Raw genomic sequence first — 19,435 nt, forward strand, 5'->3', positions numbered from 1 at the left:
CCAGGCCGTAGACTCGCCCAGGTGCCTGCCGCCTCCGACGACCCCGGTCTGCGCGCCGACTGCGCCTCCTGCTTCGGCCTGTGCTGCGTCGCGCTGTCCTTCTCGGCCGTGGCCGGGTTCCCGGCCGACAAGGACGCGGGCGAACCCTGCCGCCACCTCGGCGCCGACTTCGGCTGCGGCGTCCACCGCGAACTGCGGCGGCGCGGTTACGCGGGCTGCGCCGTCTACGACTGCTTCGGCGCGGGCCAGAAGGTCTCCCGCCACACCTTCGGTGGTACGGACTGGCGCCGGGCCCCGGAAACGGCGCCCGCCATGTTCGCCGCGCTTCCCGTCATGCGGCAGCTCCAGGAACTGCTGTACTACCTCGCCGAGGCGCTGTCGCTGCCCGGCACGCGCCCGCTGCGCGCCGAGCTGACCCGCGCGTACGAGCAGACGGAGCGCCTCACGCTCGCTGACGCGGACACGCTGCTCGCCACGGACGTCGCCGGGCACCGCGGGCAGGTCGTGGCCCCGCTGCTCGATCGCGCGAGCGCGCTCGTGCGCGCGGATGCCCCGCGCGCCAAGGGCCGCGGGACGAGGAGCCGCAGGGGCGCGGACCTGTTCGGCGCCCGGCTCGTGCGCGCGGATCTGCGGGGTGCGGACCTGCGCGGCGCCCGCCTGATCGCCGCGGACCTGCGCGCCGCCGATCTGAGGTGCGCGGATCTGATCGGCGCCGACCTCAGGGACGCCGACCTGGCGGGCGCGGACCTGAGGGGCGCGCTGTTCCTGACCCAGGCCCAGCTGGAATCGGCGAAGGGCGACGGCGCCACCGCGCTGCCGCCCTCCCTCGTCCGCCCCGCCCACTGGCCGGCCGCCGGTGCGTCAGCCGGCCGTCCTGCGCCGCCTGCTGACCCGCCGCAGCGCGAACAGCCCGCCTGACGCGAGGGCCGCCGCGCCGATCAGCGCCATCGGGAGCAGGAACCCGGAGGAGCCGCCCGCGCCTGACGCCTCCGCCACGCGTCCGTGCCGGGCCGCGGGCGCCGCGCCGTGGGCACTTCGCGTGCCGTCGGCGCCCGCCGCCTGCACGCGCGGCGGGGGCCTGAGCGAGCCCACCGGGGTGGCGTGCCCGTCGGCCTCGAAGCCCCAGTCGAGGAGCTCGCGCGCCTCGTTGTAGACGGCTTCCGACTCGCCCGACTGCGGGTTCATCACGGTCACCAGGATCGTCCTGTCGCCGTGCCGCGCGGCCGCGATCAGCGTGTTGCCGGCGTGCGTGGTGTAGCCGTTCTTGACACCGATCATGCCCGGGTAGGTCTGCACGCCGTGCGCGCCGCTGAGCAGCCGGTTGGTGTTCTGGATGCCGAAGGTCTCGCCCGGCTTGCCGGGGAACTGTGCGTCGCGGGTGGACGCGTACGCGGCGAACTGCGGGTTGCTGAGGCCGGCGCGGCCGAAGACGGCGAGGTCGAACGCCGACGAGACCTGGCCGGGATGGTCGTACCCGTCACAGGACACCACGTGTGTGTCCCGCGCGCCGAGCCGCTTCGCCTCCCGCTGCATCTGGGTGACGGTGGCGTCCCAGCCGCCGTTCATGGCCGCCAGCGCGTGCACCGCGTCGCTGCCCGAGCTGAGGAACACCCCCCGCCACAGGTCGGGCACCTGGTACGACTCGCCCGGCACGATGCCCACCATGCTGGCGCCCGGATCGATGCCGGACAGGTCGGCCTGGGTGACGGTGCGCCGTGAGGAGGCGGACAGATGGGGCATCACGGTGAGGGCGAACAGCGTCTTCAGCGTCGACGCGGGCGGCAGCTTGCGGTGCGCGTTGTCGGCGGCGAGCACGTCGCCCGTGTCGGCGTCCGCGACCAGCCAGGACAGCGCGGAGATGTCGCCGGGCGGCGCGGGTGTGCCCGGCGCGGGCTTCGCCTGCGTGCCGCTGTCGTAGAGGGCCGAACTGTCGACGTAGGGGGGAGCGGGCGCGGGCGGTAGGGGATCGGCCCGCGGCTGGGCGGGCGGGGACACGGCGAGGGCGGGAGCGGACCGCGCGGGTACGGCCGCCCGGGCGGACCCGGGCAGGAGCACGAGCAGGCCTGCGGCAAGCGCGGCCGTACCGGTGAGCGCGGAGCGCGTCGCGGATCTGATGAACATTCAGCCACGGTAAGAACGCCCGGCCGGGCGCGCATGGCCACGTGCGCCGACCGGAGGTACGCACACTCGCGGGGACGCCGCGCGACACGGGCCTGCGGCCCGGCCACAAGGCGGCCCCACCGCAGCGCGCCTCCCGGGGCGTGGTTGCGAGCAGGCTCTCGCGTGGTGGGGCGCCCGGTCGTCATGCGGGGGTGCGGCCTGGCCCGATGCACGGGCCGCTGCGAGGCGGCGCCCGGGTGATCGTCGCCCGCGGGAGCGGTGCGTGCGGCGGCACGTGGTGCTGCGGGTCAGGCGCCCACGCGTGGTGTCCGCCGGGGGCGGGGAGGCGATCAGGCTCTCGTGCGGCGGTGCGCCTGGTCTCCACGCGGGGGGCGGCCAGGCTCGACGCACGCGGCGGCGGGCGCACGGATCGCCGCGAGGCGGCCCCTGGTCCGACGTGGCGGTGATCCTCGCCCGCGGTAGCGGCGCGTGTGGCGGCACGTGGTACCGCGGGTCCGGTGCCCTTGCGTCGTGTGCGCCCGGGCGGGGAGGCGATCAGGCTCTCGCGTGACCGGGCCCCGGCCCTACGCGGGGTTTCCGGCCCGTCGCCCGTGTGCGCCCGAACGCACGCGGCCGGGGTGCTCGGGACGCTGCGGGGATGGGTCCCGCGCTCACGCGGCAGGGCGCTGCGCCCGGCTCCGGCCGGTGAGGGGCCCAGCGCGTACCCCGGCGCGGCGGTGCGCGTGCCGCGCATACGCGAAGGCGCGGCCCGCCTGTTGCGGCGGACCGCGCCCCGGTGTTCGGCGTACCTCGCCGTCACACGCCGGCGGGCTCCTGCTCGCGGCCCTCGTCCCAGCCCGCGACGGTGAGCGGGACCGGCCCGTCCGACCATGCTCCCAGCAGGTCGAACGCCTCGGCGGCGCGGCTGCCGGGAGGTGCCGACTGGGCGATGACACGCAGGTCGCACCCCGGCACCGTGATGATGTCGTAGTCGACGGTGACGGGTCCGACGTCAGGGTGGTGGACCGTGACCGACTCGCTCTCGTGCGACCCGGTCAGGCGGGACGTCCACAGCTCGGTGAACCGGCCGCTCGCCCGCCGCAGCTCCGCCACGAGCGCGCGCAGGTCCACGTCCGTGGGGTAGCGGGCCGCCGCCGCACGCAGGTCCGCGATGAGCGCCATCTCGAACCTGGCCGCCTGCTCAGGTGTACGGGTGACACGGCTCGGCGCCTCCGTGAAGTGGCGCCAGGCGACGTTGCGGCACGGGCTCGCCGCGGACTTCGACGGGTCGCCGAGGAGCGCGGCCCACAGGGGGTTGAAGGTGACGAGCGACCACGCGGCGTCGTGCACGCCCACGGCCGTGCCGGCCATGCCGTCCAGCATGCGCCGCACGCTCGGCGGCACCCTGCGCGGTACGCGATCCGTGGCCGGCGGTGCGTGTCCCGCGAGCAGGAACAGGTGGCGGCGCTCGACGTCGTCCAGCCGCAGTGCCCGGGCCAGCGAGGCGAGCACCTGCGACGAGGGTGTGGTGGCCCTGCCCTGCTCCAGACGGGTGATGTAGTCGACGGACAGTCCGGTCAGTCGCGCCAGCTCCGTACGCCCCATGCCCGGATCCTCGGGGCCGCCCTCCAGCAGCCCGCCCTCGGCGGGTGATATCCGGTCACGCCAGCGATGAAGCGCCGCGCCCAGCTCTCCATGTCGGGTCATGGCCCCAGTATCGGCGGGGGAGCCCGGCCGTGCGCGGCGTCGGGCTCCCCGACCACGGAGCGCGGCCGGCGTCACGCAGCGTGAGGGCGCAGGCGGCGGGGCCGGCCGGTCAGGAGCGGGGCGCCGCCACCCGCAGGTCCTTCTCGATGCGGGCGACCGTCGCCAGCAGGTGCGGCAGCAGGTCCTCGCGGACGGACTCGATCGAATTGCGGCTCGCGTGCACGGGGATGTTCACCGCTGCCACGACCACCCCGGCGCCGTCGCGGACCGGCGCCGCGACGGAGCGCAACCCCGGCTCCAGTTCCTGGTCCACGATCGCGTACCCCTGATCCCTGATCACGTCCAGCTCGGCCCGCAGGAGTTCGGACGAGGCGATGGTGCGCCCGGTGAGCGCCGCGGGCCGGCTGCGCCGCACGATCTCCTCGATCCGGTCCTCCGGCAGGTGCGCGATCATCACACGCCCCACAGAGGTCGCGTATGCGGGGAAGCGCGTGCCGACCGTGATGGACGCCGTCATGATCCGGCTGACCGGCACCCGTGCCACGTACACGACGTCGTCGCCGTCCAGCACGCACAGCGAGGACGACTCGTGTACCTCCGCCACCAGCCGCTCCAGGTGCGGCTGGGCGATCTGAGGCAGGGAGAAGCTGGACAGGTACGCGTATCCGAGCTCCAGCACGCGCGGGCTGAGCCGGAAGGTGCGCCCGTTGGTGTGCACGTAGCCCAAGTCGGCCAGCGTCAGCAGGAAGCGGCGTGCGGCCGCTCTCGTCAGGTCGCAGGCGCGTGCCACCTCGCTGAGCGTCAGCTCGGGATGGTCGGCGTCGAACGCCCGGATCACGGCCAGGCCGCGTTCGAAGGACCGGACGAAGTGGGGTTCGCGCTCCGGCGCGCCGCTCATCTCTCGCCTCCGTGGTCCGGCCCGGGCGTGGCCCGCCGTGGTGGCGGGCGCGGGGCACGGCCGATTCTCGCAGGCCGCCACCGCCGCCCGCGTGCCGGTGGGCCCCCTGGTCGCGGGGGCCCACCGGCCGGTGGGTGCGCCGCCCCCGTCCCCACGGTGCGGCGCCAGGCGGCGGAACCCTCCGCTCGGGGGTCCTGCCGCCGTCTCGTGACCGGCCCCTCAGGGGCCGGAAGGCGTGGCCGTGACGCCGAGCGCGGGCAGGACCGCCGCCTCGACGAAGCGCGTCATGTACGCCTCGTCCGCGTGGGATCCGTGCAGCAGCAGCGCTGCGCGCATCACGCCGAACAGCTGCACCGCCACGAACTCGATCGCCGGGTTGTCCGCCGCGACCTCGCCGCGGTCCACGGCCCTGCGCACCATCGCGTCGATCTTCGCCACCTCGGGCTCGATCAGGTTCTCGCGCAGCGCCTTCGCCAGCTCGGGGTTCTGCTTGGCCGCGTGCACGAGCGCCTGCGTCAGCGCGGTGTCCCGGCGGGCGTTGGCGCTGGTGGCGCGGGCCACGGCGCGCAGGTCGCCGGTGAGCGTGCCGGTGTCGATCTGTGAGAGCGTCACGCACCGCGTGCCGCGCAGGGCCGCGCAGACGAGCTGCGGCTTGGACCGCCACTGCCGGTAGAGCGTCGACTTGCCGCACTTGGTGCGCGCGGCGATGCCCTCCATGGTCAGCGCCTCGTACCCGCCCTCCCTGAGCAGGTCGAGCGCGGCGGCATAGAACTCCATCTCGCGCTCGGGTGTGATCTTGGAGCGGCTCGACGTTGACGTCATCGTCTCTCCCTTCCGCACGAGGCGACCACGGACCACCGACGGGCCCGTGCTCCCAGCGTGGCGCGTGCCCCGCCTGGACGTGTGATCGAAAACGCTTGCGACATCGATACGCCAGTGTACCGATACGACGGCGTATCGGTACACTGGCGTATCGATAAGGGCTTCTGGCGCGAGTGTGTGCCGAGCCGCCATCGCACCACGACGTCGACGCCGTGCCGTGCCACGCGAAGGGGTCGGGTCAATGAACGCCCGGACTGGTCCCGACCTGCGTCGCAGGCTCACCCCCGCACGACGCACCCGCGACGACGCGTCCGTCCCCGATGGACCCGCCGCCGGGCGAATACCCGGGGGCGGCGGCCCGGCGCGTTCGCCGCGCCCGCCGCTGATGCGTGAACTGGGGCTCGTCGTCGCGCTGTTCCTCCTGTACAAGCTCGGCAGGCAGCTCGCACGCGGCCGCACGGGCGAGGCGATGGACAACGCGCGCTCCGTCTGGCACCTGGAGCGCGACGTCCACCTGCCGAGCGAGGCGGGGATCCAGCACCTGCTGCTGCACGGCGACACGCTCGTGCACATCGCCAACACCTATTACGCGGCCGTGCACTTTCCCGCCACGATCCTCTTCCTGGCCTGGCTCTACTGGCGCAGGCCGCGCCACTACGTGTGGGCGCGGCGCGTGCTGACGGCCGTCACCGGCGGCGCGCTCGTCCTGCACCTGCTGGTGCCGCTCGCCCCGCCCCGCATGCTCGCGCTGACCGGGCTCGTCGACACCGCCCGTGTGTACGGCCCCTCCGTGTACGGCTCCGATCCCGCGGCCGACGGACTGGAGAACCAGTTCGCCGCCATGCCGTCCCTGCACTTCGGCTGGGCGCTCGTGCTGGCACTCGGGCTGATCGCCGCGACCCGGGCGCGCGGGCGGTGGCTGTGGCTGCTGCACCCCCTGGTCACCCTGTTCGTGATCATCGCCACCGCCAACCACTACTGGCTCGACACCCTCGTCGCCGCGGCGCTCGTGGCCGTGGCCCTCGCCTTCCTGCGCCCGCCGGGCACCGCCCCACGAGGCACCAGGCTCGTCGCGCGCGGTCGCACGCACGGGCGCCGCGAGCCGCGGTCGCGGCAGCCGGCCGGTGATCGCCGGTGACGGGGGGCACGTGGGCCGCCGTCGGCCTCTCCCTGGTCTCCGCCGTCGCCTACGCCGTCGCCGCCGTGGCGCAGGAGCGGCTCGCCGCGCGCGGCGAGCACCGGCCGGGCACCGGCCGCGGTGGCGACCTGCTCGCGCTGCTGCGGCACGGGGCGTGGTGGTCGGCCGTCGCCCTGAACGGCGGGGGCGCCCTGCTGCACGTCGCCGCACTCACGTGCGGGCCGCTCACCGTCGTGCAGCCGCTCGGGGCGCTGACCCTCGTCGCCGCCGTGCCGCTCGGCGCGTACCGCGCGGGGCGCAGGGTCACCAGGGGGGAGTGGGCGGGCACCGCGTACACGCTCGCCGGGCTCGCGGCGATCCTGCTCGCGGCCGCCGGCGGCGGCCCCGCCGAAGCACTCTCGCTGCCGCAGGCGGCCGGCGTCTCGGCCACGGCGGCCGCGCTCTGTGCGCTCCTCGTGTTCTCGCTGCCCGGCGCGCGACCGGGTTTGCGGCACGCGATCGCGTCCGGCCTCGCCTCCGGCGTCGCGTCCGCGCTGGCCCAGACCGTCACCGTCACCCTCACGGGCGACGGCGGCATGCCCGGATGGGGGAGCGCGATCGTCGTCGCCCTCGTGGCGGTCTTCGCGGTGGGCGGCCTCCTCCTCGCCCAGGCCGCCTACCGGGGCGGGCTCGGCGCACCGCTGGCGCTGCTCACCCTCGCCAATCCGGTCGCCGCGTCCGCGATCGGACTCATCCTGCTGGGCGAACGGATCCAGGGGGGTCCGCTCGGGATCGCGGCGGCCGCCGCCGGATCGGTGCTCGCCGCGCGCGGCGTGGTCCTGCTGGCACGCTCGGCCCGCCCCGCACGGCGGCCGAGCAGCGACAACGCGCCGCGCGGTGGCGGCGGACGGCCGGGCGCGAGCGCCATGCACTCGGTTCCGGCGCAGCCCGAGAAGCACCGTGCGGAGCGCGCGTGAAGCTTGCCTGAGGGCCCGGTTAAGAAATCCTCGATGGACGCCGGAGCCCCACTGAGGCGAGATTGGTGGCGAAACACGATCATCCATCTCGCCACCGCCGGGAGCCCCGCCGATGAAGGCACTCGTGAAGCAGACCGCCGAGCCAGGGCTGCGGCTCATGGACGTGCCGGAGCCCGAGCACGGACCGGGGGACGTGCTGATCAAGGTCCTGCGCACCGGCATCTGCGGCACCGACCTGCACATCAGGGCGTGGGACGGCTGGGCCCAGCAGGCCATCGCCACACCCCTGGTCATCGGCCACGAGTTCGTGGGCGAGGTCGCGGCGGTGGGCGGCGACGTGGCCGACGTCGCCGTGGGTGACCTCGTCAGCGGCGAGGGCCACCTGGTGTGCGGCAAGTGCCGCAACTGCCTCGCGGGCCGCCGCCACCTGTGCCGCAACACCGTGGGCCTCGGGGTCGGCCGCGACGGCGCGTTCGCCGAGTACGTCGTGCTGCCGGCCACCAACGTCTGGGTGCACCGCACCAAGGTCGACCTGGACGTCGCCGCCATCTTCGACCCCTTCGGCAACGCTGTGCACACCGCGCTCAGCTTCCCCTCGCTCAACGAGGACGTGCTGATCACCGGTGCCGGCCCGATCGGCATCATGGCCGCCGCGGTGGTCAAGCACGCCGGCGCGCGCAACGTCGTCATCACCGACGTGAGCCCCGAGCGCCTCGAGATCGCCCGGAAGGTCGGCGTCTCGCTCGCCCTCGACGTCTCCCGGCACACCATCGCGGACGCGCAGGAGCAGCTCGGGCTCAAGGAGGGCTTCGACATCGGCCTGGAGATGTCCGGCAGGCCCGAGGCCGTGCGCGACATGCTGGACAACATGACGCACGGCGGCCGGATCGCCATGCTCGGCCTGCCCGCCGACGAGTTCGCCGTCGACTGGTCCAAGATCGTCCAGCACATGATCACGATCAAGGGCATCTACGGCCGCGAGATGTTCGAGACCTGGTACGCGATGCAGGTGCTGATCGAGGGCGGCCTCGACCTGGGCCCCGTGATCACCGGGAACTACGGGTACGAGGACTACGACGCCGCGTTCGACGAGGCCGCCACCGCACGCAGCGGCAAGATCATCCTCAACTGGAACGACTGAACGACCGACCTCGGGAGCCCATCACATGTTCGCGTCTGTACGGGACGACCTGCGCGCCACCCTCGACGAGATCCGCGAGGCAGGACTCTTCAAGCCGGAGCGGGTGATCACCAGCCCGCAGAGCGCGTCGGTCGCCGTCGGCGCCGACGGGTCCGGCGCCGAGGTGCTCAACTTCTGCGCCAACAACTACCTCGGCCTCGCCGACCACCCCGACGTGCTCGCCGCGGCCAAGGACGCGCTCGACCGCTGGGGCTACGGCATGGCGTCCGTACGGTTCATCTGCGGCACCCAGGAGATCCACAAGGACCTGGAGGCCCGCCTCTCGGCCTTCCTCGGCCAGGAGGACGCGATCCTCTACTCGTCCTGCTTCGACGCGAACGGCGGCGTCTTCGAGACCCTCCTCGACGCGCAGGACGCCGTCATCTCCGACGCGCTCAACCACGCCAGCATCATCGACGGCATCCGGCTGTCCAAGGCCGCCAGGCACCGCTACGCCAACCGGGACATGGCCGAGCTCGAGGCCAGGCTCAAGGAGACGCAAGAGGCGCGCCGCCGCCTGATCGTGACCGACGGCGTGTTCTCCATGGACGGGTACGTGGCCCCCCTGCGGGAGATCTGCGACCTCGCGGAGCGCTACGACGCCATGGTCATGGTCGACGACTCGCACGCGGTCGGCTTCGTCGGCGATGGCGGCCGCGGCACGCCCGAGCTGCACGGGGTCATGGACCGCGTGGACATCATCACCGGCACGCTCGGCAAGGCGCTGGGCGGCGCGTCGGGCGGCTATGTGGCCGCGCGTGCGGAGATCGTCGCGCTGCTGCGCCAGCGCTCACGCCCGTACCTCTTCTCCAACTCGCTCGCGCCGACGATCGCCGCCGCGTCCATCAAGGTCCTCGACCTGCTGGAGACCGCCGGCGACCTGCGCGAGCGGCTCAGGGCCAACACGGCGCTCTTCCGCCGGCGGATGTCCGAGGAGGGGTTCGAGATCCTCCCCGGCGACCACCCCATCACCCCGGTGATGATCGGCGACGCCGCCGAGGCGGGCCGGATGGCCGAGCTGCTGCTCGAGCGCGGGGTTTACGTGATCGGGTTCTCGTACCCGGTGGTGCCGATGGGCAAGGCGCGCATCAGGGTGCAGCTGTCCGCGGCGCACTCGACGCAAGACGTGGAGCGCGCGGTGTCGGCGTTCGCGGACGCGCGGGCCGCCCTGCACGGCTGACCCGGCGCCGCCCATCCCGGCGCTCCCGCGCCGCCCTGCGAAAATGGGGGAGTGATCGACCCCAAGCGCCTGCGCGTCCTGCGGGCCGTGGCGGACCACCGCACGGTGACCGCCGCGGCCGCCGCGCTGTACCTGACGCCCTCCGCCGTCTCCCAGCAGCTCGCCGCGCTGGAGCAGGAGACCGGGCACGCCCTGCTGACCCGCAGCGGGCGCGGGGTGCGGCTGACCGCCGCGGGCGAGATCCTGCTGACCCACGCCAACGCGGTACTCGCGCAGCTGGAGCGCGCGGAGGCGGAACTCGCCGCTTACGCGGGCGGCGCGGCCGGCGAGGTCACCGTGGCGTCCTTCGCGACGGGCATCGCCGAGGTCGTCGCGCCCGCCGTGCGCGGCCTGGCCACCGCGCACGCCGGCATACGGGTACGGGTGCGTGACGCGGAGGGCGACGAGAGCCTGCCGATGGTGCTCGACGGCGAGGCGGACGTGGCGGTCGCGGTCGAGTACCGGGGCGCGCCGCGCGAGGACGACGTACGGCTGTCGCGCGTGGCGCTGTACGCGGAGCCGTTCGACGCGGTCCTGCCGGACGGCCACCGCCTCTCGCCGCACCCGGAGGTCGAGCTCGCGTCGCTCGCCGCCGACGACTGGATCGGGCAGCATCCGGGCAACCCGTGCTACGAGGTCACGCAACTCGCCTGCGAGCGTGCCGGGTTCGCGCCACGGCTCGTGCACGCCTCGGACGACTTCCACGCGGTGGCCGCGCTGGCGGGCGCGGGCGCGGGCGTCGCGCTGGTACCGCGCTCAGCGCTTCGCGGCATGGAACTGAAGGGCGCGGTGGTACGCCCGGTCGCCGGCCCGCGCGCCACGCGCCGCGTCTTCGCGGCGGTGCGCAGGGGCGCCGAGACGCACCCCCTGATCGCCCCGGTGCTGGCGGCCCTGAACGCGGCGGCGGACGGACTGACGACGGGCTGAGCGGCCGTCCGGCGCACACCGCGACCGCGAGCTGCCGGGCGGGCCACCGTCGGCCCCCGTGGGCGAGCGGGCCGGCTCAACGGCTCGTGCCGCTTCAGGGCGGCTGTGCGCCCGGAGTGCCGTGGGGGGCCTGCGCCGCCGCCCGGCGCGGTAGCCCGGCCTCCCGACCGGAGGCCGAGCGGTGCGAGCCCGGGTCGTCCCCGGCGGCGCGCCTGCGTCCGCCCGCCGGGGCCGCGCACCGCGTGCGGGCGGTCCGGCATCGCCGGTGCCCGCCCGGCGCGGTAGCCGGGCCTTCCCGTTGAGGGCGGTACGGCGGCGCGAGTCCGGGTCGTCCCGGTGGCGCCTGCGTCCGCCGCCGGGGACGGGCGCGTCGCGGGCGCGTGAGGCCTGCGCACCACGTGGAGGCGGTCCGAGCACTGGCGGCGCTGGCCCTGGTTGTCCCCGACGGCGCGCCTGCGCCCGCCCGCCGGGGCATCAGGTCAGCAACGCGGGGGTCGCCCGGTCCAGGACCGATGCCACCCGCTCCCACGCCTCACTGTCGCGTTCGACGGGCTCGAGCTCGGGGCCCGCGCCCGTGTTCCAGGCCGTCGCGAGGCCCACCGGGTCCTCGCCGGTGGCGGCCGCCGCCGCGAGCGCGGCCGCGCCCAGCGCGACCAGCTCGCCGCTCTGCGGCACGATCACCGCGCGGCCCGAGAGCCTGCGCACCGTCGACGTCCAGGCGCGGCCCTGCGCGCCGCCGCCGATCAGCCGCAGCGGCCGCGCCGCCACCTCGGGCGCCGCGGGGTCGAGGCCGCACGCGCGCAGTACCTCGTCGAGCGCGCGCAGTACCGTGAAGGCCGCGCCCTCGTACGCCGCCCCGAGCAGCTGCTGGGGCGTCGTGTCGTGCCGTATGCCCGTCAGCAGGCCCGCCGCGGTCGGCAGGTCGGGCGTGCGCTCGCCGTCCAGGTAGGGCAGGACGACGACCTCGCCGCCCGGCACCGCGTCCTCGCGGTCGAGGCCGAGCAGCCGCGCCACCTTGTCCACCGCCAGCGTGCAGTTGAGCGTGCAGCCGAGCGGCAGGTACGAGCCGTCCGCGGCGGCGAAGCCGTTCAGCGCCACCGAGTCGGGGCGCGTCGTGGTCGCGGCGAAGACCGTGCCCGACGTGCCGAGGCTCAGCACGGGGTGGTCGAGCAGTCCCTGCCCGCCGAGCCCGAGGCCGACGGCCGCGCTCATGTTGTCGCCGGTGCCCGCCGCCACGGCGATGCCGGCCGGCAGCCCGAGGGCGTTCGCCGCCGCCGCCGTGAGCGAGCCGGCCCGCGCCCCGCCCGTCGCCGCGACCGTGGGCAGCAGCCCCTCGTCCAGGTGCAGCAGGTCGAGCAGCGCCGGGTCGTAGGCGCCCGTCGCCGTGGCGTACCAGCCGGTGCCCGAGGCGTCGCCCGGGTCGGTGACCGCCTCGCCGCACAGCCGCTCGGTGAGGAAGTCGTGCGGCAGCCGCACGGCTGCCGCCGCCTTGGTGACGGCCGGCTCGTTCTCCCGCAGCCACTGCCACTTCGTCGCCGTGATCGACGCCACCGGTACGGACCCGGCGCGGGCCGTCCAGGACGCGGGCCCGCCCAGCGCGTCCGTCAGGGCGGTGGCCTGCGGCGCCGAGCGGGTGTCGTTCCAGAGCATCGCGGGCCGCAGCGGGCGCCCGGCTCCGTCCAGCACGACCAGGCCGTGCTGCTGGCCCGCGACGGCGATCCCGGTCACCGCGGACGGCTCGGCGCCCGCCTCGGACAGGGCGGCACCGACGGCCTCACCGAGGGCCGTCCACCACACCTCGGGGTCGCTCTCGCGGGCACCGGCCTCGCCGGTGACCCGGTGCGGCGCGCGGCCCACCGCGAGCAGTTCGCCGGTCGCCGCGTCGGTGACGGCGGCCTTCGTGGACTGGGTGGAGCTGTCCACGCCGATCACGAGCGGGGATCGCGGCATGGGGACCTCTTCTCGAACGGGCGGCTTGCGGCGCCTTTTTGAACGGTGGCGAACAAATTACGGGAGAGCGGGCGGTCCCGTCACGCGTGGGAGCGCGGATGCCGGTCGTGCGCCGGCCGGACGCGCGAGGGCTTTTGCGCACCCGCGGCGCCGTGCCATATTAGTCATGTCAGAAAACAAAAAGGTTCGCACGGACCTTGAGGCAGCGAAGGCGGCCAGGGGCATGACGGAACGCTTCACACCCACCCGCGAGGACAGGTTCAGCTTCGGCCTTTGGACGGTGGGCTGGCAGGGCAGGGACCCGTTCGGCGACGCGACCCGCCCCGCCCTCGACCCCGCCGAGTCGGTGCGGCGCCTGTCGGACCTCGGCGCGTACGGCGTCACGTTCCACGACGACGACGTGATCCCGTTCGGTGCGTCGGACACGGAGCGCGAGTCGCACATCAAGCGGTTCCGCCAGGCGCTCGACGCCACGGGGATCGTCGTGGAGATGGCCACGACGAACCTCTTCACCCACCCGGTGTTCAAGGACGGCGGCTTCACGGCCAACGACCGCGACGTCCGCCGCTTCGCCCTGCGCAAGACGATGCGCAACATCGACCTCGCCGCCGAGCTCGGCGCGGAGACCTACGTCGCGTGGGGCGGGCGCGAGGGCGCCGAGTCCGGCGGGGCGAAGGACGTGCGCCTCGCGCTCGACCGGATGAAGGAGGCGTTCGACCTCCTCGGCGACTACGTGACCGAGAAGGGCTACGACCTCAGGTTCGCCATCGAGCCCAAGCCCAACGAGCCGCGCGGCGACATCCTGCTGCCCACGGTCGGCCACGCGCTCGCGTTCATCGAGCGCCTGGAGCGCCCCGAGCTGTTCGGCGTGAACCCCGAGGTCGGCCACGAGCAGATGGCCGGGCTCAACTTCCCGCACTCGATCGCGCAGGCGCTGTGGGCGGGCAAGCTCTACCACATCGACCTCAACGGGCAGAGCGGCATCAAGTACGACCAGGACCTGCGCTTCGGCGCGGGCGACGTGCGGGCCGCGTTCTGGCTCGTGGACCTGCTGGAGAGCGCCGGCTGGGACGGCTGCCGCCACTTCGACTTCAAGCCCCCGCGCACGGAGGACTTCGACGGGGTCTGGGCCTCGGCGGCCGGCTGCATGCGCAACTACCTGATCCTCAAGGACCACGCGGCGGCCTTCCGCGCCGACCCCGAGGTCCAGGAGGCGCTGCGCGCCTCACGCCTCGACCAGCTCGCCCTGCCCACGGCGCAGGACGGCCTCGCCGGACTGCTCGCGGACCGCGGCGCGTACGAGGAGTTCGACGCGGAGGCCGCGGCGCAGCGCGGGATGGCGTTCGAGCGCCTGGACCAGCTGGCCATGGACCACCTCCTGGGCGCGCGCTGAGCCGTCGGCCGCCCTCCCCGCCGCGCGGCGGGGAGGGCGGCCGCGTGCGCCGCTATGTCCGGCTCACATACGCCGACGGGTCCGCGAGCACCGCGCGCACGACCAGCGCGGCCGCCCCGCGCGCGGCGTCACCCGCCGACGACGAGGCCCGCAGCCGCCCGCTGCCCGCCGGCCAGAGACCGGACACGACGCGGGCGGTCAACTCGCCGTCCACCGAGGGCGAGAGCCACGGCATGAGCGTCCGGTAGATCCCCCCCAGCACCACCGCGTCCGGGTCGAAGAGGTTCACCGCACCCGACACCACTCGCCCGAGCATCGTCCCCGCACGTCCGACGGCCGCCAGGGCGGCGGCGTCCCCGCCGCGTGCCCTGCGCGCCAGCTCGGTGACGCCCGGCACGCCCGCGTCCGGGTCCATGCCCGCGGCCCGCAGGAGCGCCGACTGGCCCGCGTACTGCTCCAGGCAGCCGCGCGCGCCGCACCGGCACAGCGGGCCCTGCGAGTCGACGACCACATGGCCGATCTCCCCGGCGAACCCGTGCGCGCCGCGCAGCAGTTCGCCGTCGATGACGAACGCGCCGCCCACCCCGATCTCGCCCGTCAGGTAGAGGAAGGTGCGCAGCGTGCCGAGACCGCCGAACCACAGCTCCGCGAGCGCCGCCAGGTTCGCCTCGTTCTCCGAGCTCACCGGCAGCGGTTTCGCGCCGGGCCGCAGCCCGGCCAGGGCGCGGGCGAAGTACTCCTCGGCCGGCACCCGGTTCCACCCCAGGTTCGGCGCCTGGCGCACCGTGCCCGCGGACACCAGGCCGGGCAGGGCGAGCTCCGCCCCGACCGGCGCGAGGTCCTGCTCGGCGGCCGACTCCAGCGTGCGCGCGGCGATGCGCGCGCCGCGCGCGAGCACCTCGGCGGGCGGCGCGCCCCGGTTGTCGATGTGCTCGGTCAGCCGCACGCGGTCGGTGCCTGACAGGTCGACCACGCACACCGACACGTAGTCGATGTTGATCTCGACGCCGATGCCGGCGGGCCCCGTGCGCGCCACCTTGAGCACGGTCCCGGGCCGGCCGGCCTGGCCGCTGAACGTCTTGCCCGATTCGCTGAGGAACCCGCTCCCGATCAGCTGCTCGACGAGCGAGGACACCGCGGCCCGGGTCAGCCCCACCCGCGCGGCGATCCCGGCGCGGGTCGCCTCTCCCTCGTCCCGCACGGCGCGCAGCACCAGGCTCAGGTTGTGCCGGCGCACCGTCTCCTTGCCGGCCTTCGTGCCGAGGGAGACCGGCGGCGTGTGGTTGGTGTCCATGTCTGGGGCGACCCTATGCGATCAACCCCGGCCGCCCTCGGGCGCGTCGCCCCTGCGCCCGAGGGCGCCGCGGGAAGAGGGGCGGGCCCTACGCGCGCGCTCCGCCGGGCGGGGCGGGCAGCGGCCCTTCCGTCCATGCGGGAGCCGTGCCCGCCAGCTGGCAGACCATGAGGTAGAAGGGGATCGGCGGGGTGTAAGGCGTCCTGTCGTCCGGCCAGTGGATCAGCCGGGGCCGTACGGCGGGGACGCTGGTGCCCCGCACGTACAGCGCGGGCGACGGCCAGGAAAGCTCCAGGTCGGACCCGGCGGGGACGATCCACCACCACCAGTCGCGGTCCGCGAAGACGCACCCCGTGCGCGGCATCCGCGCCATCAGCCGGAAGCCGTGCCTCGCGGGCACGCCCACCGCGTCGCACCCCAGCGAGGCGGGCAGCGTCTCCGGCAACGGCAGGCGCACCGTGCCGCCGCCCCGGGCCGCAGCGCCGGCGCCGTCCGGCGTGCGCACGGCCCTGCCGAGCCGCAGCAGCGCCGTCCTCGCGCTCCTCAACACGCCTGCTCCGCCCCTACGCGCAGCTCCGCCCACACGACCCGGCCCGGCCCGTAGCCCGAGGTGTCCTGCGCCCCCCAGCAGGTGCACACCGAGTCGACCAGGAACAGCCCGCGGCCGCCCTCGTCCTCGGCGCCGCGGTGCAATTGCGGACCGGTCGGCCCGAACCCCTGGTCCTCGACCGCTATCCGCAGCCGGTCGCCGTCGAGCCTGAGCTCGCAGATCACATGGTCGCCCGCGGCGTGGACGACGGCGTTCGTCACCAGTTCGGACACCACGAGCACCGCCGTCTCCGACGTCCCCTGGAGCACGTCCCAGCGGAGCAGCCGGTCGTGGGTGAGCTTCCTCGCCCGGCCCACGGACTCCGCGCGCGCCGGCAGTTCGAAGCCGTAACGGCGGACAACGTTGCCAGGGCACACAGGCGCAAGCTGGGGGGTGAGCGCGTTACCAGGTGCCACGACCGATTCCTAACGGTGGGGAAAAGGCTGTTTTGCCCCGCGCCTCTCCCGTGGCGCAGCGCGACAGCCGCGTGAACTGGTTCACTCACTCCACTCTCCACCTGTCCGAGACACTTGGCAAGTGGCACTCTGGAATTTCCAGAGTGCCGTGTTCTAACTGGCAGAGTCATGGCAGACTGCTTCCACATCGTGCGACGGGGAGGTCCCAGAAGTGAGTGAACCGCGGTCGGCCCCGACCGTGGGACAGGTCGTGCTCGGCAGGCGTCTACAGGACCTGCGCGAGCGCTGCGGCCTGAAACGCGAAGAGGCCGCCAAGCTCCTGCGCGTGGCTCCTGCCACGATCCGCAGGATGGAGACGGCCGAGGTCGCGCTCAAGATCCCCTACGTCCAGGTGCTGCTCACGGCCTACGGCGTGGGCCCCGAGGAGGCAGGCGTCTTCACGGGACTCGTCGAGGAGGCCAACAAACCCGGCTGGTGGCAGCGGTTCCACGACATCCTGCCGGACTGGTTCAGCGTCTACGTCAGCCTGGAAGGGGCGGCCTCGCTCCTGCGCGGGTACGAACCGCACTTCGTGCCGGGGCTGCTGCAGACCGAGGACTACGCGCGCGCGGTGCTGCACGCGGGCGCCGTGGGGCGGTCCTCACCCGAGGAGACCGAGCGGCACGTGGCGCTCCGCATGGCCCGCCAGTCGCTGCTCACCAGCGAGAACGCACCCCGATTCTGGGTAGTCATGGACGAGACGGTGGTTCGCCGGCCCGTCGGTGACAGCCCGGAGGTGATGCGGGCGCAGATCGACCGGCTGCTCGACGCGGCCGACCTGCCCAATGTGACCCTTCAGATCGCGGAGTTCGCGAACGGACACCACCCCGGTACGTACGGGCCGTTCGTGATCTTCCGCTTCGCGGAACCAGAGCTGCCGGACATGGTCTTCAGCGAGTACCTGACCGGTGCCGTGTACCTCGACGCGCGACCGGAAGTGGCCACTCACCTTGAGGTCATGGACCGGATGGCGGCGCAGGCCGCAACTGCGCAAAGCACGAAGGAGATCCTCAGGGATGTCCGCAAGGAGCTGTGAATGGACCCCATATACAACGGCATGCCCTCCCGCGAGCTCGGCGCCGAGGGCTGGCACAAGCCGTGGAGCGGCGGCAACGGCGGAAACTGCATCGAGGCCATGAAGCTGGCCGACGGCAGGATCGCGGTGCGCCAGTCGTCCGACCCTGACGGCCCCGCACTCATCTACACACCGGCCGAGATCGCCGCCTTCATCCAGGGCGCCAAGTCGGGCCAGGCCGATTTCCTGCTGACCTGACCGGCCGACGCTCTCCCGGCCGACTGACCTGACGGCTGGCAAGACTGCCATGGCGGGGAGGGGCACGTGTGCGGCGTCGCAGCACTTTTCAGGTGCGCTGCGGCGCCGCACGCGGTGATCGGCGGCAGGTGCGTCGCCACCCGGCCCGTCAGCCCCGCAGGTGGGCCAGACCCCGATGGGCGGCCGCGTAGCCGTCCACCAGCCGCCGCGCCACGGCGACGGAATCCACCAGGGGATGCAGGGCGAACGCCTTCACCGCGTCCGCCCGTGCGCCGCTCTCCGCCGCGGCGAGCACCGCACGTTCCACCGCCTTCACCGCCGTGACCAGACCCAACGCGTGGCCGGGCAGCGCCCCGGCAGCCAGCGGCCGCGCACCGTTCGCGTCCACCGTGCACACCACCTCCACCACTGCGTCCCCGTCCAGCACCGGCAGCGTGGACCTGTTGCGTACGTTGAGGATCAGCGTCGCCTTCTCGTCGTGCGCGATCGCCCGCATCAAGGCGAGCGCCACCTTCTCGTACCCGCCGGACTCCACATCCGCGTCGTCGCGCTCGCCCAGCCCGGCCGCGTCCCGGTTCGCCGCCATGTACGTCGCCTCCCGCTCCGCGAGCGTGCGGTGCCAGGCCGCCGACGCCGCGCCCGGGCCGGGTTCGCCGGCGCCGCCGACCTCCGCGTAGAAGCCGGCCTGCTGGTCGCGCAGGAAGGCGCCGCGTGTGTGCCGCGCGCTCCGGTAGGCGTCCACCGTCTCGCGGTTGAAGTAGTAGTAGTGCAGGTACTCGTTGGGGATCACGCCCAGTGAGGCCAGCCACTCGGCCCCGAAGAGCCGGCCCTCCTCGAAGGAGCCGAGCAGCCCGGGATCGCCGAGCAGCCGCGGCAGCCGGTCACGGCCCGCCACGTACAGGCCGGTCAGCCAGCCCAGGTGGTTGAGACCCGCGTAATCCACGCGTGCGGTGGCGGGATCGGCGCCCAGCGTCCGCGCCACCCGCCGCGCGAGACCCACGGGGGAGTCGCAGATGCCGATCACCCGGTCGCCGAGCACGCGCCCCATCGCCTCGGTCACGAGACCGGCGGGATTGGTGAAGTTGATGACCCACGCGTCCGGCGCGAGCGCCGCGACCCGCCGGGCGATCGCCGTCGCGACGGGCACCGTGCGCAGCCCGTACGCGATGCCGCCGGCGCCCACCGTCTCCTGGCCGAGCACGCCCTCGGCCAGCGCCACCCGCTCGTCGGCGGCCCTGCCGGCCAGGCCGCCCACCCGGATCGCGGAGAAGACGAAGTCCGCGCCGCGCAGCGCCTGGTCGAGGTCCGTGGTGGCGGTGACGGCCGGCGCGTCCGCCACGCCCGCCGCCTGGTCGGCGAGGACCCGGCCCACGGCCGACAGCCTGCCCGCGTCCACGTCGTACAGCGTGACCGAGGTGATCCGGCCCTCGCCGCGGTCGCGCAGCAGCGCCCCGTACACCAGCGGCACACGGAACCCGCCGCCGCCCAGAATCGTCAGCCTCATGCCAGGACCGCCTCCCTCTCGCATCCGTAC

The 19,435-nt window shown here is 74.3% G+C and carries 18 protein-coding genes; 9 read left to right on the top strand and 9 right to left on the bottom strand.

The features are described 5' to 3' along the window. Positions 1-21 precede the first annotated feature (21 nt). Complete coding sequence (locus tag IH48_RS0130740; RefSeq protein WP_051840906.1) at positions 22-918, top strand: pentapeptide repeat-containing protein; 897 nt, start codon at positions 22-24, stop codon at positions 916-918. On the opposite strand, the gene IH48_RS0130745 is transcribed toward IH48_RS0130740, so the two are convergent. The 4 genes from IH48_RS0130745 to IH48_RS0130760 form a co-directional block, all read right to left on the bottom strand. After that, a complete protein-coding gene (locus IH48_RS0130745; protein ID WP_030912046.1) occupies positions 862-2,121 on the bottom strand; it encodes a D-alanyl-D-alanine carboxypeptidase family protein in 1,260 nt (419 codons plus the stop codon). The two genes, IH48_RS0130740 and IH48_RS0130745, sit on opposite strands and share 57 nt — an antisense overlap. 795 nt (positions 2,122-2,916) lie before the next feature. Further along, on the bottom strand, positions 2,917-3,807 hold the full coding sequence (locus IH48_RS0130750) for a helix-turn-helix transcriptional regulator (protein ID WP_078850160.1): 891 nt from the start codon (positions 3,805-3,807) through the stop codon (positions 2,917-2,919). A 109-nt stretch (positions 3,808-3,916) separates the two neighbouring features. After that, a complete protein-coding gene (locus tag IH48_RS0130755; RefSeq protein ID WP_030912051.1) occupies positions 3,917-4,705 on the bottom strand; it encodes an IclR family transcriptional regulator domain-containing protein in 789 nt (262 codons plus the stop codon). Positions 4,706-4,924: 219 nt separating this feature from the next. After that, a complete protein-coding gene (locus IH48_RS0130760; protein ID WP_030912054.1) occupies positions 4,925-5,527 on the bottom strand; it encodes a TetR/AcrR family transcriptional regulator in 603 nt (200 codons plus the stop codon). A gap of 385 nt (positions 5,528-5,912) precedes the next feature. Here IH48_RS0130760 and IH48_RS0130765 point away from each other — a divergent pair, with 385 nt between their 5' ends. The 5 genes from IH48_RS0130765 to IH48_RS0130785 all read left to right on the top strand — a co-directional run bounded on the left by IH48_RS0130765 (position 5,913) and on the right by IH48_RS0130785 (position 10,947). Beyond that, entirely contained in the window at positions 5,913-6,665 is a 753-nt protein-coding gene (locus IH48_RS0130765) for a phosphatase PAP2 family protein (protein ID WP_051840909.1), read from the top strand. Beyond that, a complete protein-coding gene (locus IH48_RS0130770) occupies positions 6,662-7,621 on the top strand; it encodes a DMT family transporter (RefSeq protein WP_030912062.1) in 960 nt (319 codons plus the stop codon). The genes IH48_RS0130765 and IH48_RS0130770 overlap by 4 nt, the downstream gene beginning before the upstream one ends. 112 nt (positions 7,622-7,733) lie before the next feature. Then, the gene (gene tdh, locus IH48_RS0130775; RefSeq protein ID WP_030912065.1) at positions 7,734-8,762 is read left to right on the top strand and encodes an L-threonine 3-dehydrogenase; all 1,029 of its coding nucleotides are present in this window, start codon (positions 7,734-7,736) and stop codon (positions 8,760-8,762) included. A 25-nt stretch (positions 8,763-8,787) separates the two neighbouring features. Further along, positions 8,788-9,981, top strand: coding sequence for a glycine C-acetyltransferase (locus IH48_RS0130780; protein ID WP_030912068.1), 1,194 nt, complete (start codon positions 8,788-8,790; stop codon positions 9,979-9,981). A gap of 51 nt (positions 9,982-10,032) precedes the next feature. After that, entirely contained in the window at positions 10,033-10,947 is a 915-nt protein-coding gene (locus IH48_RS0130785) for a LysR family transcriptional regulator (protein WP_030912072.1), read from the top strand. Positions 10,948-11,421: 474 nt separating this feature from the next. Here IH48_RS0130785 and xylB read toward each other — a convergent pair whose 3' ends face one another. Beyond that, positions 11,422-12,897 carry a xylulokinase gene (gene xylB, locus IH48_RS0130790; RefSeq protein ID WP_030912075.1) on the bottom strand — a complete coding sequence of 492 codons (1,476 nt, stop codon included), beginning with the start codon at positions 12,895-12,897 and terminating at the stop codon, positions 11,422-11,424. A gap of 223 nt (positions 12,898-13,120) precedes the next feature. Here xylB and xylA point away from each other — a divergent pair, with 223 nt between their 5' ends. Further along, positions 13,121-14,290: a xylose isomerase gene (gene xylA / locus IH48_RS0130795; protein ID WP_030912078.1), complete on the top strand. Its 1,170-nt coding sequence runs from the start codon at positions 13,121-13,123 to the stop codon at positions 14,288-14,290. Positions 14,291-14,342: 52 nt separating this feature from the next. On the opposite strand, the gene IH48_RS0130800 is transcribed toward xylA, so the two are convergent. The 3 genes from IH48_RS0130800 to IH48_RS0130810 all read right to left on the bottom strand — a co-directional run bounded on the left by IH48_RS0130800 (position 14,343) and on the right by IH48_RS0130810 (position 16,589). Next, positions 14,343-15,584 (bottom strand): ROK family transcriptional regulator, encoded by a 1,242-nt coding sequence (locus IH48_RS0130800; RefSeq protein WP_030912081.1) that lies wholly within the window; start codon positions 15,582-15,584, stop codon positions 14,343-14,345. A gap of 88 nt (positions 15,585-15,672) precedes the next feature. Next, positions 15,673-16,134, bottom strand: coding sequence for a hypothetical protein (locus tag IH48_RS0130805; protein ID WP_420705559.1), 462 nt, complete (start codon positions 16,132-16,134; stop codon positions 15,673-15,675). Next, a complete protein-coding gene (locus IH48_RS0130810) occupies positions 16,128-16,589 on the bottom strand; it encodes an ATP-binding protein (RefSeq protein WP_030912085.1) in 462 nt (153 codons plus the stop codon). The genes IH48_RS0130805 and IH48_RS0130810 overlap by 7 nt, the downstream gene beginning before the upstream one ends. A 211-nt stretch (positions 16,590-16,800) precedes the next feature. Here IH48_RS0130810 and IH48_RS0130815 point away from each other — a divergent pair, with 211 nt between their 5' ends. Together IH48_RS0130815 and IH48_RS0130820 are read left to right on the top strand one after the other, a co-directional pair. Further along, a complete protein-coding gene (locus tag IH48_RS0130815; RefSeq protein WP_030912088.1) occupies positions 16,801-17,664 on the top strand; it encodes a helix-turn-helix domain-containing protein in 864 nt (287 codons plus the stop codon). Further along, positions 17,665-17,901, top strand: coding sequence for a DUF397 domain-containing protein (locus tag IH48_RS0130820; RefSeq protein WP_030912091.1), 237 nt, complete (start codon positions 17,665-17,667; stop codon positions 17,899-17,901). It begins immediately after the preceding gene. A gap of 148 nt (positions 17,902-18,049) precedes the next feature. Here the strand turns inward: IH48_RS0130820 and IH48_RS0130825 are convergent, their stop codons facing one another. Beyond that, positions 18,050-19,405: a 6-phospho-beta-glucosidase gene (locus tag IH48_RS0130825; RefSeq protein ID WP_030912095.1), complete on the bottom strand. Its 1,356-nt coding sequence runs from the start codon at positions 19,403-19,405 to the stop codon at positions 18,050-18,052. Positions 19,406-19,435 lie beyond the last annotated feature (30 nt).

Source organism: Streptomyces sp. NRRL F-5126, assembly GCF_000721265.1.
In the GTDB taxonomy this organism is placed as follows: domain Bacteria; phylum Actinomycetota; class Actinomycetes; order Streptomycetales; family Streptomycetaceae; genus Streptomyces.